Origin of the sequence: Amycolatopsis sp. CB00013 (assembly GCF_001905755.1) — a bacterium.
Lineage (GTDB): Bacteria > Actinomycetota > Actinomycetes > Mycobacteriales > Pseudonocardiaceae > Amycolatopsis > Amycolatopsis japonica.
Window position 1 is genome coordinate 1,365,392 of sequence record NZ_LIWC01000001.1, and the last position, 14,727, is coordinate 1,380,118.

The window sequence follows — 14,727 nt, forward strand, 5'->3', positions numbered from 1 at the left end:
CGGGAATCAGAACTGCAGGGCTCAGGAACGGGGTTCGATCGCACAGTCGGGACACAGGCCCCAGTAGATGACCTCGGCCTCTTCGATCAGGAAGCCTTGGTCGTTCGACGCGGTCAAACAGGGTGCGGGGCCGACGGCGCAGTCGACGTCGGCGATGGCGCCGCAGGATCGGCACACGACGTGATGGTGGTTGTCCCCGACCCGGGACTCGTAGCGTGCCACGGACCCCGACGGCTGGATCCGCCGTACGAGACCCGCGGCGGTCAGTGCCCGCAACACGTCGTAAATGGCCTGGTGAGAGACCTCGCCGAGCTCCGTACGCACGGCACCGATGATCGAGTCGGTGTCGGCATGAGGATGGTCGCGTACCGCTGTCAGCACGGCCACCCTGGGACGCGTCACGCGCAGGGAGGCCCCGCGCAGCATCCGCTCGAACTCCGGGGTCGTGGGCACGGCCGCAGTCTGGCCCATTTTCTGGAATGAATCAAGTTCGCAGGATCCCGGGCGTGTCACCCCTCGCGTGCTCGCCCACCGCACACGCGTGTCCCGGGCCGGACCTCGCGTGCTCGAAGCCGGAACTCGCGTGATCCGGGACGGATCTCACTCCGACGCGAGTTCGGGAAGGGCGGTCACCGTTGACGACGTCGGCTCCGTGACTTTCGTTACGGATTCTCGTCAAGAATTTCGCCCTTCGTCAACAATCGGATGAAAACGCGCTGTGAAGTGCCGCGCGATAACCACCCGCCCACCCGAAGGTGCGAAATTCGGATGAAACTTGCACACACGAAAGGGAATCTCCACCGCCACAGCAGGTTTTCCGCGTACTCCAAACACAAACCGGTGCCCCCGCGATACCCTGGACGAGTGAGAGGCCGCGCCGGAGCGTTGCCGAAGCGGCCGCGCTCACGTCCCTCCGAGTGACGCAATCCCTTGCCAGCGCATGATTCTCGAAGTCTCCGCAGCTACAGGGCCACTCGCACGGCCGTCCACGGCACGCTTCCCCCGTGGTAGCGTCTGCGCCCTGTTCCCCACAGTCCGGCTCCACTCATCGTTCACCAGCAAGGGAAAACCATGCCCGAACAAGGTCTCGGCACCGTCGTGGCGGTGGACGGCCCGGCGGCGGCGGGCAAGACCACCACCTGTCTGGCACTGTCGAAATCGTTCGATCTACGCTACCTCGAAAGCGGCAGGACTTACCGCATTATCGCTTTCGAGGCCCTGCAACGTGATATTCCTGTCGAAAACGCCACGAAAGTCACCGGACTCTGCGACGAATTGATCACGGCGAGCCGATCCGTGAGCCTGCTGACCTCCGACCGTTACGCCCAGGACAAACTGCGCGCGGCCCGGGTCAACGTCGCCGTTTCGGCCGTCGCCAAGATCGCGGAGGTCCGCCAGCGGGTCACCAGCCTCATCAGGCTTTGGGCCGGCGCGCAGCCGCGATGCGTCATCGAAGGCCGGGACATCGGCACCACCATCTTTCCCGCCGCGACCGTGAAGTTCTACCTGACCGCCAAGCCCGAAGTGCGGGCGATGCGGCGAGTACGGCAAGAGCGGGCGGCGTCCTACGAACACGTTCTCGACGACGTGGTCCGCCGCGACGAGGCCGATATGTCCCGGACGACGTCGCCGTTGGTCCCCGCCGAGGACGCCATCAGAATCGACACCACCGAGCTCACCGTCGAGCAGGTACTACGGCTGATGACCTCGGCGTGTCGCGACAGAGGCTTAGAGATCAACCGTTAGTGCGAGTACGCTTCTGCTTTGTCTGCGACGAAGCTAAGTTGACCATGGGTATGACTTCAAGTGATCGATCAATGACGAGGAGTATCGGTTATGAGACCGGCGATGGCGAAGGAAAACGAAGCCGAACCGGTGAACGCCGATTGCCTCTTTTGTCATTTCGATGACACCTCGGTGAATGACGTACTGTTCAAAGGAAACGAGATCTATGTGCGGTGGGACAACTTCCCGGCCGCCAAGGGGCATGTCGAGGTCGTCCCGAAAAGACACGTGGAGTCCTACTTCTCGCTCACGGCGAGCGAGCACGCCGAAGTCTATGCGCTGATCAAGCGGGCATGGCGCCGGATCCAGGACCAGTTCCAGCCGGACGGCTACACCATCGGCGTGAACGAAGGGCAAGCGGCGGGCCGGACGATCGACCACCTGCACATCCACCTGATCCCACGGTACGAGGGCGATGTGGCGGATCCGCGAGGCGGTATCCGTCACGTACTACCGGGCACCAATCCCGACGAATGGCTCGGTCGGTAGCCCTTTCCTCGCCTCGACCACGAACCAGCTGCCGCGTCCGCTCGGCCACACCTGGGCCGAGACGAACCCGACGGCCGCCAATTCCTCCAGCACGGCTTCGGGGCTGCGCAACGAAAACCACCTCGGGGACGGCATTCGGACGCTTCGCGCCCATCCTTCGCCGTTCCCTTCCTTGAGGCTGATCGCCGTGACACCGCCGGGCGCGAGCACTCGATGGATTTCGGAGAAGACGTGCGGATGCGTCTCACTCGGCAAGTGCACGACGCTGGCACAGGCCCAGACGCCGTCGAACACTCCAGCGGCCAGCGGTAAGGCCATGAGATCGCAGAGCACCGCGCCGGCCACCGCACAACGGCATCGGGTGTACCGGAGCAACTCCTCGCTGAGGTCGGCCGCCACCACGGTCGCGCCGCGTCCGATCAGGTATTCGGCGTCCCGGCCCCCACCACAGCCGAGGTCCAGCACCGAGCTTCCGGGCAGGGTGTCGAAGAAGCGGTCCAGTTCGTGGTCGAGGCCGGGAAACAGGTCGAGCGTGCGGGTGGACCGGACGTACACCTCGGCACACTCGTCGTAGGCTCGTCGAGTACTCGACACCAAGCCGCGCAGGTTCGTGTCGTTCAGGTGCATTCGAAGTCCTCGCGACCGATGGCCATCCCCAGATTGGTCATCTCCTCCAGCAGTTCCCGCCGGTCGAGCACCTCGTAGCCGCGGCCGGCGTCGACACTCACGCAGCCGACGAACTTGTTACGCCCGCTTCTGATCGGCGTGACGAACAGCGCGGTGCGATGTTTGAGGGCCTGGAACTCCTCCCATTTCAGATTCATGACCGATTCCTTACCGAAGTGCGCCACGTGATCGTCGAACTTCGCCTCGTCGGTGAGGCGGGCCGCCAACGGTGCGACGTCGAATGTCACTTCACGATCGTGCTGCCAGCAGAGTCCCACCGCGCCGATGCCCCGCACCGGGGCGAAACTCCGCGTCGCCGGAAAGGATGACATCCGATAGGAGGAAAGTCTTTTCAGCACACCGTGGATCGGATGCCTCAGCGTGCGCGTCTTCCGCCACACGTGGAGTGCCAGGTCGCCGGTGTCGAGTGGAGGGTCGATCTTCGCGCTGATCTCGAGCAATCTGCCGAACGTGGACAGCACACGTCGGCGCATCATGACGTTCCGGTCCACGAAGGCCCGTCGTTGCCAGCTTTCGAACGGTGCGAAGGCGCCGAACACCCCTGCCGTCACGAGTGCGACCAACAGCAGGTACGAGCGGTCGTTCAGGAGATCGTCCCAGAAGGCCTTCGCCGGTACGTTGTACGCCTTACCCGCCAGGAAGAGCGTCGCCGACAGCAGAATCGCCTTGTCCGCGAACTTGGCCGCCTTCCGGCTCATGCCTTTCCGTCACGCTGGTGCCGCCATGCCTCGCCCGGCAGGTCCGCCCGCTCACCGTCGTATCCGGTCATGACCACCTCGGTCCGTTCGGTGACCACGCCGATCCGGTGGAAACTCACCGCTTCGGCGAGGTCGTCCACCCTCGCGGACGGCACGGTGAAGACGAGTTCGAAGTCGACCGAGTCGCCCATGACCAGGCTCAACGGCTCGACACCCACGTGAGCGGCCACCGCGGCCACCGCCTTGGGAACGGGGATGGACCGCTCGTCGACGTCGATCCCGACCCCGCTCGACTCGGCGATGCTCAGCAAAGCGGCCTTCAGGCCGTCCGAGGTGTCCAGACAGCTCGTGACCATCCCGCTGGCGCCGAGCGCGAGTCCCTCGTCCACTCTGGCCACCGGTCGCTTCCATGCGGAAAGCAGCGACGGCACCAGGCTGTCGATGACCAGGTCCGGGACACCGGAACGCAGATACGCCATCGCCGCTCCGGCGGGTCCGGTCGGCGCCGTGAGGCAGACGACGTCGCCGGGTTTCGCGCCGGACCGCAGCAGCGCCCGGCCCGCCGGACACACCCCCAGCGCCGACGCCGAGAGGATCAGGCGTTCCGCGCCGCCGATGTCGCCACCCACGTTGAGACAGCCGAACGCGGCACACGCGTCCCGGATGCCGCGCATGACGAGACCGAACAACGCGTCGTCCATTCCGGCCGGATACCGCACGACGGAAAGCAGCCCGATCGGCTTCGCGCCCATCGCCGCGATGTCGCTCAGATTCGCGGCGACCAGGTAGTACCCCAGGTCGTATTCGTCCAGATGTCCCATCTCGTAGAGCCTGAACTTGGGGCCCCGCACGTAATCGGTCCCCACCACGAGGTCGTGCTCCCCGGCCAGCCGGAAGACCGCGCAGTCGTCTTGGGCGTCGGCACCCGCGGTCAGTTCCACCCGGCCGCCGTCCGGGGACGAAACCGGGACGAACTCGCGCGCCTGCCCGGCGAACAACGGCACGATCGTCGTGGCCAGTCTGGTCGGTTCGTCCGAGAATTTCTCACTCACCACAGGACAGCTCCACCTCATCGCCGCTGAGTTTCCCGGGCCAGTAATCCACCATTCGCACGGTCTCGCGAAGATCCCTTTTCCGCATCACCACCGCGTAGTCCCATTCCGGATCCTCGATCGCCAGCACCGCGCCGACGATCGAGCGGAGATACTGCCTTTTCTGCGCGCCGGTCGGCAGGTATACCCGCACTTTCTCCCGGTACACGCGAAGAAAATAGGCGGAAGACGGCCACGGTGCGAGCGCGAGTTCCCCGAGTGAATCCAGATCCCGGTAGAACAGGCCGTCTCCGATCAGGAGATCGTCCACGGCGTCACCGTCGACGGGGAGAAAGTGCAGATGCGCGTGCGTGATGCACGCGTGGCTCTCCTGTCCGGCGCTCGAACCGTGTTCGAGGATCAGTGGCTCGCCGAAGGTCTCGCGGTACAGCGGCACGAAGTCGTCGACGAGGCCGCACACCTCGTCCTGGTGACGGGAAAGCACCTGCGCGAACGACAAGTGATGGTTCGACGGCAGGAGCAGGAGATGCCCGAGTACGAGCGGCGACATATCGGCCAGCAGCGTCAAGTTTTCTGTTGAATGTATTAGCCGGGACGGTGGGTCTCCCTTGTAGAAACGGGCGAAGGAAGTGTCATCCGAACCCGAAAGCTCTTCGCAGAAGTCCGCGCCCGCGCACTGCATGGTTTCGATCATGTCTCCCCCGCCGCCTCGCTTCGTCCTGGCCTTCGCCGAGCAGAGCACCTGGATTTTTGCGCACGGTCATGGCGGACTTGAACGGCCAATGCGGAGATTAACTCGAACGTCGTAACCGGCTCACGGATTCGTGATGACGGGAATTTGGACAAAAGCAGGACACATCGTGGTCGATACATACTCGTCTGCCGCACGACGTGAAAAGCGTCCGCCACCCGATGGATGACGGACGCTTTCCGACTGTCGCTATCCGTTCGAATTCACGGCGATTTCGGCGAAATCCGCACTCACCGGCCTTCGCGTGCCAAGAGTTCCCGGACCCGTTCCTGCAGTGCCTCCCTCGGGTACGCGTTCACCTGCGCTCCGGCCATCCGCACCGGGTCGCCGAAGAAGAAGTACTCGTACAGCGATTCCCGTCCGGCGAAGCTCGAGACCGACGCGTCGAACGCCAGCTTGAACAGCCGCGCGCGGTCCTTGGCCGGCAGGGTGGCCGACTGGAGGTAGGTGTCGATGTCGGGACGGCCCTCCGCCTCGAAGTCAGCCTCGCCCGGCAGCGCCATGAGGCCTGAGGCGGAGAACTTGCGGATGATCTCGGTCAGCCGCGGCGAGACCTTCGTGGGATACCAGTTCCGGGCGGCGTTCAGGACTTCCCACTTGGGCAGGAAGACGCCGTCCTCGCTGAGTTTCCCGTCGGCCTCCGCCGCACGCAGCACGGCCTTCTCGATCTCGACGTAGGAGATCAGCTCCGAGAGGTCCTGCTGGATGTGCTGGAAGCCGCCGATGCCGATCGCGGCGGCGATCTCACTGGCGAGCCCGAGGTAGAACTCCGTCTTGGCCAGTGTGCGCGTGACGACCTGGTGGGTCATGAGCGCGCCGGCGCCGGTCTCGGAGTACCAGGCGTTGCACAGTTCCGGATGTCCCAGCAGGAAGACCCGCTCGTTCGGGACGAAGACGTCGTCGAACACCACGACCGCGTCCATCTCCTCGAACCGGGAGGCGAGCGGCTCGTCGAAATGCGAGCGGCCGTGGTCGAGCCCGGCGCGGCAGAAGTACTTCAGCCCCGGCGCGTCGTTCGGGACGGCGAAAGCGTAGGAATACGGGGCGTCCTCAGGCGTTCCGCGCAGGACGGTCGAAGGGAAGACCAGGAGTTCGTCGGCGATCGGCGCGATCGTGGCGAGCATCCGGGCGCCGCGGACGACGATGCCGTCTTCCCGTTCCTCGACCACCTTCGCCGACAGGTTGCCACCGCCCTGCTGGCTGCCCGAAACCGAACGGTTGACCTGCGGCGGGATCAACGTGTGCGTCGCCAGCAAGTCGTTCTCGCGCGCCATCTCGTAGTACTTCTCGATGCGCTCGCCGTAGACGGGGTCGGCCTGCGAGAAGAACTTCTTCGCCGTCGAGAGGGCGGTGAGCGACGAGTTCATGTAGTCGCCGGTGCGGCCCAGGAAACCGTTGGAGTATTCGGCCCATACGGAGAAGGCGGCGCGGCGGCGCTTGAGGTCTTCCTCGCCGCGCGGCACCAGGAACGACATGCCGACCCGCTCCCCCGTGGTCGGCGATTCGTAGGTCAGGACGTCACGGTGCGCCGGATCGTGCTGGAGGTCGAACAGCTTCGCGTAGGTCAGCGCGTTGTTGCGGAACGCCGGATGCTCGGCGACCTTGGCGGTCACCTTCTCGCCGTCGACGTACAGCTCCGGTGTCATCGCGTTGAGCTTGTCGAGGTACTGCTGTCCGGTACGGGCTCCCATGTCGTGCTCCTTCTCGGGTGGACGTCGTTGTCAGAACAGGGATTCGTGACCTTGCGCGGATTCGTGGATCGTCGAGAACCGCCCGTCGACGAAGCCGAGCGCGTCACCGGAGCGGTAGTCGAACTCCCGCACCTCACCGAGGAACAAGGTGTGGTCACCGCCGTCGTAGGTGGCCCACGGCGTGCAGTCGAACCAGCTCAGGACGCCGCCGAGCCTCGGCGCGTGCCCGCCCTCGACCCACGTCGGCGCGCCTTCCGGAGTCGGACGGCCGGCGAAGTTCATCGCGAGCGCCTCCTGCTCGGCGCCGAGGACGTTGACCGCGAACGGGCGGTCCTTGAGCAGATCGTGGCTCTTCACGGTGCGCTGGATCGAGACGAGGACGAGCGGCGGATCCATCGAGACCGCGGTGAAGGAGTTCACCGTCAGACCGTGCCGTTTCGTCGCGGCGTCGAAGGTCACCACCGCGACGCCCGTCGCGAACCGGCCAAGGCAGCCTCGGAAGAACTGCGCGGGCGGCCGGTAAAGGCTCGAACCCGGCGGAAAACTGGTTTCGCGTGACATCATCGTCGGTTCCTGTTCTATAATCGAACAGCCAGTTCAACTATCGAAATGGATCGTATACGATGGTTTCGGACTCCCGCAAGACCGCGAGCACGTCCCAGACACTCAGCCGCGGCATCCGCGTCCTCGAAGTCCTTGCCGACGCCCAAGAACCGCTCAGCGTCGACCGGATCGCCGAACGACTGGAGGTGCACCGGTCGATCGCGTACCGGCTCATCCGCACCCTCGAAGAGCACGGGCTTCTCACGCGGGAACCCGCCGGGAAATACGAACTCGGCGCGCGCTTGGCCGCGCTGGCGGCGGGGATCAAACACGATCTGCAGGCCGCGGCGCTGCCCGAGCTGACCGCGGTCGCGAACGAACTCGGCATGACGTGTTTCGTGGCGGTGATGGACCGCGAGGAATGCGTGACCCTGGTCAGCGTGGAACCCCGGCACGCCGTCGCGTCCGTCGCGCAGCGCCCGGGGTCCAGGCATCCGTTCACCGCGGGCGCCCCCGGCCGCGCGATTCTCTCCCAGCTTCCGGAAGAGGACCGGCCGGCTGACGTCCGGGAAGTCGCCGACCGCGGCTACGCGGACAGCCACGGCGAGGTGATCGAGAATCTCAGCTCGGTGGCCGTGCCGCTCCCCCTGCGCGGGCACGCCCCGGCAGCGCTCGCGGTCGTCTACCTGTCCAGCACACGAACCTCCGCCGAGCTCGCGGAGCGGCTCAAGGCGGCGGCGAAGGCCGTCCGTGACGCTCTCGGCGGGTGAGCGTCACGGACGGCGGGATCACTTGGAGAAGCGGAGCGGGCTGACCGCCTGCTCGGCTTCGTGGTCGGGCCCGAGCGGGATCCCCGACCGGTCACGCAACAACAACGTGGCGATGAGACCGACGACGGTCATCCCGGCCAGATAGACGGCGACGGACACCGAAGTACCGGTCGCGTCGACCAGTGCGGTGGCGATCGTCGGCGCGAACGCGCCACCGAGGATCGCGCCCAGCGCGTACGAGATCGAAACACCGGAGAACCGGATCGACGCGGGGAACAGCTCCGCGTAGAACGCCGCCTGCTGACCGTAGGTGAACCCGAGCCCGACGCTGAGGATGATCAACCCCAGGGCCAGCAACAAGATGTTCCCGGTGTCCACCAAGGGGAAGAGCACCGCGATACCGGCGAGCTGCGCGATCCAGCCGACGACGTAGGTGCGGCGCCTGCCGATGCGGTCCGAGACCGCGCCCGCCGCCCACGTCGAGATCAGCCAGGTCGCCGCGGACGCGGTCACCGCCCAGAGCACCGGGCCGCGGTCGAGCCCGATCGGGCCCTTCGGATTGGTCGCGTAATTCTGGATGTAGCCGCCGGTGGTCATGTAGCCGACCGCGTTGTTGCCCGCGAACACCAGCGCGGCCACCACGACGAGCACGGCGTGTTTGCGGAACAGCTGGATGATCGGGGTCCGGGTCCGCTCACGGCGTTCGGCGATCTCACGGAAGACCGGACTCTCCTCGACCCGGCGCCGCACGTAGTGGCCGACCAGGATCAGCCCGACGCTGAGCAGGAACGGGATCCGCCAGCCCCAGTCGAGGAACGCCTGCCCGGGGACGAGCAGGCTGGTCAGCGCGAGCACACCGGAAGCCAGCAGCAGCCCGAGCGGGACACCGATCTGCGGCGAGGCGCCGAAGAGGCCCCGTCGCTTCGGCGGCGCGTGCTCGACCGCCATCAGGACGGCGCCGCCCCATTCCCCGCCCGCCGAAATCCCCTGCAGGATCCGCAACAGGATCAGCAGTACCGGCGCGAGGACCCCGATCTGGTCGAACGTCGGGAGCACACCGATCAGCGTGGTCGCGGCGCCCATCAGGATCAGGGTGAGCACCAGGACCACGCGGCGGCCGTACTTGTCGCCGAAATGCCCGGCGAGGAACGCGCCGAGCGGACGGAACAGGAAGCTCACGCCCACGGTGGCGAAGGAAACGAGCGTGCTGTTCGCCCCGAGACCGGAGAAGAACAGCTTGCCGAAGACGAGACCGGCCGCGGACGCGTAAACGAAGAAGTCGTACCACTCGACGGTGGTACCGACGACGGTCGCGAAGGCGACCCGCCGCCGGTCGGAGGACGGTGGGGCGGTCCGGCCGGATATGCGTTCATCCTGGGCTGGGTTCGACACGTGGACTCCTTTGTCGTCGGCCACCTTGCCACTGTGGCACGGAATCATATACGTTATTAGATACGAAGCAAGGGTCGAGGATTCAGGGGAACATGGGCACTTACGAGGCAACATCGCCGTCCGGTCCGTTGGAGACCCGGCCGGGCAAGATCATCGCCGTCCATCTCAGCTACGCCTCCCGCGCGGAGCAGCGTGGACGCCGTCCGGCGAACCCGTCGTACTTCTTCAAGCCGTCGAGCTCGATCGGCACGTCCGGCGGCACGGTCGAACGTCCGGCGGGCACCGAGCTGCTGGCCTTCGAAGGCGAGATCGCGCTGGTCATCGGCACCACGGCCCGCTGGGTCAAACCGGACCAGGCGTGGGACCACGTCGCCGCGGTGACCGCCGCGAACGACTTCGGCCTGTACGACCTGCGCGCCGCGGACAAGGGCTCCAACGTCCGGTCCAAGGGCGGCGACGGCTACACCCCGCTCGGTCCCGGCCTCATCGACGCGCGTGACGTCGACCCGTCGTCGCTGCGCATCCGCACCTGGGTGAACGGCGACCTGGTGCAGGAGGACACCACCGCCGGGCTGCTGTTCCCCTTGCGGCAGTTCGTTTCCGATCTCTCCCAGCACTTCACGCTCGAACCGGGCGACGTCATCCTCACCGGAACCCCCGCCGGCTCGACCGTGGTCTCCCCCGGCGACGTCGTCGTGGTCGAAGTGGACGTCCCCGGCACTTCCGCCAGCAGCGGACGGCTCCACACCACGGTTTCCCAGGGGATCCGGTCCTTTTCGGACATCGGCAGCCTGCCCGAGGTCGACGAGAGGCAGCGCGCCGAAGCGTGGGGCACGCCCGTCGAAGCATCTGTCGAGGAGGACGCCCCCGCGCTCAGTGAGGAATTGCGCGCCAAGCTTCTTCGTGCGCCTGTCGCGGGTCTGTCCGCCCAGCTGCGCAAGCGCGGGCTGAACAACGTCGCGATCGACGGCGTGCGCCCCAACCTGCCCGGCTCCAAGGTCGTCGGCACCGCGCGGACCCTGCGTTTCGTCCCGAACCGCGAGGACCTCTTCAAATCCCACGGTAGCGGCTACAACGCCCAGAAGCGGCTCTTCGACTCGGTCGGCGCCGGCGAGGTCATCGTCATCGAAGCCCGCGGTGACAAGGGTTCCGGCACGCTCGGCGACATCCTGGCGTTGCGGGCGCGCTACCTCGGCGCCGCCGGGGTGATCACCGACGGCGGTGTCCGCGACTTCGACGCCGTCGCCGCGACCGGGCTCCCGGTCTTCTCCCAGGGCGCGCATCCGGCGGTCCTCGGGCGCAAGCACGTGCCGTGGGACACCGACGTCGCGGTCGCCTGCGGCGGGGCCACCGTCCTGCCCGGGGACATCATCGTCGGCGACGACGACGGCGTGGTGGTCATCCCGCCGTCGCTGGCCGAAGAGATCGCCGACGCGGCGCTCGTCCAGGAGGACGAAGACTCCTGGATCGCCGAGCAGGTCGGACAGGGCCGCCCGATCGAGGGGCTCTTCCCGCTGAACCCGTTGTGGCGGGAAAGGTATGAGGCATGGCAGAAGAAGCAGTGAAGACGACCAGCAAATCCGAACTCGCCTACGAATGGCTGCGTGAGCGGATCGCCCGGCACGAGTACGGACCCGGCTACCGGCTGGTGCTCGCCGAGATCGCCGGCGCGCTCGACATGAGCGTCGTCCCGGTGCGCGAGGCGATACGGCGGCTGGAAGCCGAACGGCTGGTGACCTTCGAACGCAACGTCGGCGCGCGCGTGGCGATGGTGGACCAGAACGAGTACGTCCACGCGATGCAGACCCTCGGCGTCGTCGAAGGTGTCGCCACCGCGCTGTCCGCGCCGCAGCTGTCCGAAGAGAACATCGCGCGGGCGCGGCGGGTGAATGAGCGCATGATCGCCCTGCTGGACCACTTCGACGCGCACGAGTTCACCGCGCTGAACCAGCAGTTCCACTCGCTGCTCTTCGAATGCTGCCCCAACCCGCAGATCCTCGACCTCGTGCACCAGGGCTGGACCCGGCTGTCCGGGCTGCGCGACTCCACGTTCGCGTTCGTGCCCGACCGCGCGCACCGGTCGGTCGAGGAACACGAAGAGATCCTGCGGCTGATCTCCGAGAAAGCCGACCCGCTCGACATCGAATTCGCCGCGCGCAACCACCGCTGGGCCACCATGCAGGCCTTCCTGGACGCTCGAGAGCGCGCCAAGCGCTGACTGAGGAGGAATCTTGACCAGCACGACTCCCCGGCCGATCCCGGACGGTGTCCCGGAGCGGATCCGGCACTACATCGGCGGCGAACTCGTCGATTCGGCCGACGGCGCCGTCTTCGACGTACTCGACCCGGTGACCAACGACGTCTACGTCCAGGCCGCCGCGGGCAAGAAGGCCGACATCGACCGCGCCGTCGCCGCCGCGCGGAAAGCGTTCACCGAAGGCCCCTGGCCGAAGCTGCTGCCGCGCGAGCGCTCGCGTGTGCTGAACCGCATCGCGGATCTCGTCGAGTCGCGGGACAAGCGGCTGGCCGCACTGGAGAGTTTCGATTCGGGCCTGCCGATTTCGCAGGCGCTGGGCCAGGCACGGCGGGCCGCGGAGAACTTCCGGTTCTTCGCCGACCTGATCGTCGCGCAGGCCGACGACACCTACAAGGTGCCCGGCCGCCAGGTGAACTACGTCAACCGCAAGCCGATCGGTGTCGCTGGGCTGATCACACCGTGGAACACGCCGTTCATGCTGGAGTCGTGGAAACTCGCGCCCGCGCTGGCGACCGGCAACACCGTCGTGCTCAAGCCCGCGGAGTTCACCCCGCTTTCCGCATCGCTGTGGGCGGAGATCTTCGAGGAGGCCGGGCTGCCGTCGGGCGTTTTCAACCTCGTCAACGGCTTCGGTGAGGACGCCGGTGACGCGCTGGTGAAGCATCCGGACGTCCCGCTGATCTCGTTCACCGGAGAGAGCGGCACCGGCAGCCTGATCTTCGGCAACGCGGCTCCGTTCCTCAAAGGACTGTCGATGGAACTGGGCGGCAAGTCGCCCGCCATCGTCTTCGCCGACGCCGATCTGGAGACCGCGATCGACGCGACGATCTTCGGCGTGTTCTCGCTCAACGGCGAACGCTGCACCGCGGGCAGCCGCATCCTGGTCGAGCGCGCGATCTACGACGAGTTCGTCGAGCGCTACGCCGCGCAGGCCAAGCGCGTCGTGGTCGGCGACCCGAGCGACCCCAAGACCGAAGTCGGCGCCCTGGTGCACCCCGAGCACTACGACAAGGTCATGAAGTACATCGAAATCGGCAAGACCGAGGGCAGGCTCGTCGCCGGCGGCGGCCGTCCGGACGGCTTCCCGACCGGCAACTACGTGGCGCCGACGGTGTTCGCCGACGTCAAGCCGGACGCCAGGATCTTCCAGGAGGAGATCTTCGGCCCGGTCGTCGCGATCACGCCGTTCGACAGCGAGGAAGAGGCGCTCGAACTCGCGAACAACACGATGTACGGGCTCGCGGCCTACGTCTGGACCAACGACCTCAAGCGGGCGCACAACTTCGCGCAGTCCGTCGAGGCGGGCATGGTGTGGCTCAACTCGAACAACGTCCGCGACCTGCGCACGCCCTTCGGCGGGGTGAAGGCGTCCGGGCTGGGGCACGAGGGCGGCTACCGCTCGATCGACTTCTACACCGACCAGCAGGCGGTGCACATCAATCTCGGCGAGGTGCACAACCCCGCCTTCGGCAAGGGCTGAGCCCACTCCACTGTCCACGAAGGATGACGCAATGAAGCCGATCCCCACCCCGAAATCGCCGCCGCCGGACGTCCTGCGCTGCGCGTACATGGAACTCGTCGTCACCGATCTGGCGCGTTCGCGGGCCTTCTACGCCGACGTGCTCGGCCTGACGGTGACCGAGGAGGACGAGACGACGGTCAGTCTCCGCACGATCGACGAGTTCATCCACCACAATCTCGTGCTGCGCCAGGGACCGGTCGCGGCGGTCGCGGCCTTTTCGTACCGGGTGCGGTCGCCCGAGGACCTGGACAAGGCCGTCGCGTTCTACACGGAACTGGGCTGCCGGGTCGAACGCCGCGCGGACGGCTACACCAAGGGCATCGGCGACTCGGTGCGGGTGCAGGATCCGCTCGGTTTCCCCATCGAGTTCTTCCACGACGTCCAGCACGTGGAGCGCCTCGGCTGGCGCTACGACCTGCACCTGCCGGGCGCGCTGGTGCGGCTCGACCATTTCAACCAGGTCACCCCGGACGTCCCGCTCGCGGTGAAGCACATGGAAGATCTCAACTTCCGGGTCACCGAAGACATCCAGGACGACCAGGGCACCACCTACGCGGCCTGGATGCGCCGTAAGCCCACCGTGCACGACACCGCGATGACCGGCGGCGACGGGCCGCGGATGCACCACGTCGCCTTCGCCACGCACGAGAAGCACAACATCCTGTCCATTTGCGACAAACTCGGTTCGCTGCGGATGTCGGACCACATCGAACGCGGACCGGGCAGGCACGGCGTGTCGAACGCTTTCTACCTGTACCTGCGCGACCCTGACGGACATCGCGTCGAGATCTACACGCAGGACTACTACACCGGCGACCCGGACAACCCGGTCGTCACCTGGGACGTGCACGACAACCAGCGCCGCGACTGGTGGGGCACGCCGGTGGTCCCGTCCTGGTACACCGACGCCTCGCTGGTGCTCGACCTCGACGGCAAGCCGCAGCCCGTCGTCGCGCGGACCGATGACAGCGAGCTGGAGGTCACCATCGGCGCCGACGGCTTCTCCTACACCCGCAAGGGTGACGACGAAGGCGAACTGCCGGCGTGGAAACAGGGCGAGTACAAACTCGGCAACCAGCTCTGAGGCAGG

15 protein-coding genes are annotated in these 14,727 nt (G+C 66.5%); 7 read left to right on the plus strand and 8 right to left on the minus strand.

Annotated elements, in window-relative coordinates; translation table 11 throughout:
- Window positions 1-21: 21 nt before the first annotated feature.
- Window positions 22-453 (minus strand): Fur family transcriptional regulator, encoded by a 432-nt coding sequence (locus tag AMK34_RS06105; RefSeq protein WP_038523273.1) that lies wholly within the window; start codon window positions 451-453, stop codon window positions 22-24.
- 651 nt (window positions 454-1,104) lie between these two features.
- On the opposite strand from AMK34_RS06105, the gene cmk reads away from it, so the two are divergent.
- Entirely contained in the window at window positions 1,105-1,746 is a 642-nt protein-coding gene (cmk, locus tag AMK34_RS06110) for a (d)CMP kinase (RefSeq protein ID WP_158073272.1), read from the plus strand.
- A 102-nt stretch (window positions 1,747-1,848) separates the two neighbouring features.
- Window positions 1,849-2,274, plus strand: coding sequence for an HIT family protein (locus AMK34_RS06115; protein ID WP_241832695.1), 426 nt, complete (start codon window positions 1,849-1,851; stop codon window positions 2,272-2,274).
- Here AMK34_RS06115 and AMK34_RS06120 read toward each other — a convergent pair.
- The 6 genes from AMK34_RS06120 to AMK34_RS06145 all read right to left on the minus strand — a co-directional run bounded on the left by AMK34_RS06120 (window position 2,236) and on the right by AMK34_RS06145 (window position 7,717).
- Window positions 2,236-2,901, minus strand: a complete 666-nt coding sequence (locus tag AMK34_RS06120) for a class I SAM-dependent methyltransferase (RefSeq protein ID WP_073843538.1) — start codon at window positions 2,899-2,901, stop codon at window positions 2,236-2,238. The two genes, AMK34_RS06115 and AMK34_RS06120, sit on opposite strands and share 39 nt — an antisense overlap.
- Window positions 2,892-3,659, minus strand: coding sequence for a hypothetical protein (locus AMK34_RS06125; protein ID WP_073843540.1), 768 nt, complete (start codon window positions 3,657-3,659; stop codon window positions 2,892-2,894). Before AMK34_RS06125 ends, AMK34_RS06120 begins: the two co-directional genes overlap by 10 nt.
- Window positions 3,656-4,711: a thiamine-phosphate kinase gene (gene thiL, locus AMK34_RS06130; RefSeq protein WP_241832696.1), complete on the minus strand. Its 1,056-nt coding sequence runs from the start codon at window positions 4,709-4,711 to the stop codon at window positions 3,656-3,658. The genes AMK34_RS06125 and thiL overlap by 4 nt, the downstream gene beginning before the upstream one ends.
- Window positions 4,704-5,405, minus strand: coding sequence for an HIT domain-containing protein (locus AMK34_RS06135; protein ID WP_143202341.1), 702 nt, complete (start codon window positions 5,403-5,405; stop codon window positions 4,704-4,706). The genes thiL and AMK34_RS06135 overlap by 8 nt, the downstream gene beginning before the upstream one ends.
- Window positions 5,406-5,692: 287 nt before the next feature.
- A complete protein-coding gene (hpaB, locus tag AMK34_RS06140) occupies window positions 5,693-7,153 on the minus strand; it encodes a 4-hydroxyphenylacetate 3-monooxygenase, oxygenase component (protein ID WP_073843546.1) in 1,461 nt (486 codons plus the stop codon).
- 30 nt (window positions 7,154-7,183) lie between these two features.
- Window positions 7,184-7,717, minus strand: a complete 534-nt coding sequence (locus tag AMK34_RS06145) for a flavin reductase family protein (protein WP_038512849.1) — start codon at window positions 7,715-7,717, stop codon at window positions 7,184-7,186.
- Window positions 7,718-7,776: 59 nt separating this feature from the next.
- Here AMK34_RS06145 and AMK34_RS06150 point away from each other — a divergent pair, with 59 nt between their 5' ends.
- Entirely contained in the window at window positions 7,777-8,466 is a 690-nt protein-coding gene (locus tag AMK34_RS06150) for an IclR family transcriptional regulator (protein WP_073843548.1), read from the plus strand.
- Between the two features lie 18 nt (window positions 8,467-8,484).
- Here the strand turns inward: AMK34_RS06150 and AMK34_RS06155 are convergent, their stop codons facing one another.
- On the minus strand, window positions 8,485-9,858 hold the full coding sequence (locus AMK34_RS06155; RefSeq protein WP_073844615.1) for an MFS transporter: 1,374 nt from the start codon (window positions 9,856-9,858) through the stop codon (window positions 8,485-8,487).
- A gap of 92 nt (window positions 9,859-9,950) precedes the next feature.
- Between AMK34_RS06155 and AMK34_RS06160 the strand changes: the two genes are divergently transcribed.
- The 4 genes from AMK34_RS06160 to hpaD are packed head-to-tail and all read left to right on the plus strand — an operon-like array spanning window position 9,951 to window position 14,721.
- Window positions 9,951-11,423 carry a fumarylacetoacetate hydrolase family protein gene (locus AMK34_RS06160; protein WP_073843550.1) on the plus strand — a complete coding sequence of 491 codons (1,473 nt, stop codon included), beginning with the start codon at window positions 9,951-9,953 and terminating at the stop codon, window positions 11,421-11,423.
- Window positions 11,405-12,076, plus strand: coding sequence for a GntR family transcriptional regulator (locus AMK34_RS06165; RefSeq protein WP_016334631.1), 672 nt, complete (start codon window positions 11,405-11,407; stop codon window positions 12,074-12,076). Before AMK34_RS06160 ends, AMK34_RS06165 begins: the two co-directional genes overlap by 19 nt.
- 13 nt (window positions 12,077-12,089) lie before the next feature.
- A complete protein-coding gene (hpaE, locus tag AMK34_RS06170) occupies window positions 12,090-13,595 on the plus strand; it encodes a 5-carboxymethyl-2-hydroxymuconate semialdehyde dehydrogenase (RefSeq protein WP_073843551.1) in 1,506 nt (501 codons plus the stop codon).
- A 31-nt stretch (window positions 13,596-13,626) separates the two neighbouring features.
- Window positions 13,627-14,721, plus strand: coding sequence for a 3,4-dihydroxyphenylacetate 2,3-dioxygenase (gene hpaD / locus AMK34_RS06175; RefSeq protein WP_037338663.1), 1,095 nt, complete (start codon window positions 13,627-13,629; stop codon window positions 14,719-14,721).
- The last annotated feature ends 6 nt before the right edge of the window (window positions 14,722-14,727 follow it).

Bases quoted from the DNA above. Each gene is read 5' to 3' on its own strand.
- AMK34_RS06115 (WP_241832695.1), top strand. From the start codon at position 1,849: ATGGCGAAGGAAAACGAAGCCGAACCGGTGAACGCCGATTGCCTCTTT.
- AMK34_RS06120 (WP_073843538.1), bottom strand. From the start codon at position 2,901: ATGCACCTGAACGACACGAACCTGCGCGGCTTGGTGTCGAGTACTCGA.
- AMK34_RS06125 (WP_073843540.1), bottom strand. From the start codon at position 3,659: ATGAGCCGGAAGGCGGCCAAGTTCGCGGACAAGGCGATTCTGCTGTCG.
- AMK34_RS06135 (WP_143202341.1), bottom strand. From the start codon at position 5,405: ATGATCGAAACCATGCAGTGCGCGGGCGCGGACTTCTGCGAAGAGCTT.
- hpaB (WP_073843546.1), bottom strand. From the start codon at position 7,153: ATGGGAGCCCGTACCGGACAGCAGTACCTCGACAAGCTCAACGCGATG.
- AMK34_RS06145 (WP_038512849.1), bottom strand. From the start codon at position 7,717: ATGATGTCACGCGAAACCAGTTTTCCGCCGGGTTCGAGCCTTTACCGG.
- AMK34_RS06150 (WP_073843548.1), top strand. From the start codon at position 7,777: ATGGTTTCGGACTCCCGCAAGACCGCGAGCACGTCCCAGACACTCAGC.
- AMK34_RS06160 (WP_073843550.1), top strand. From the start codon at position 9,951: ATGGGCACTTACGAGGCAACATCGCCGTCCGGTCCGTTGGAGACCCGG.
- AMK34_RS06165 (WP_016334631.1), top strand. From the start codon at position 11,405: ATGGCAGAAGAAGCAGTGAAGACGACCAGCAAATCCGAACTCGCCTAC.
- hpaD (WP_037338663.1), top strand. From the start codon at position 13,627: ATGAAGCCGATCCCCACCCCGAAATCGCCGCCGCCGGACGTCCTGCGC.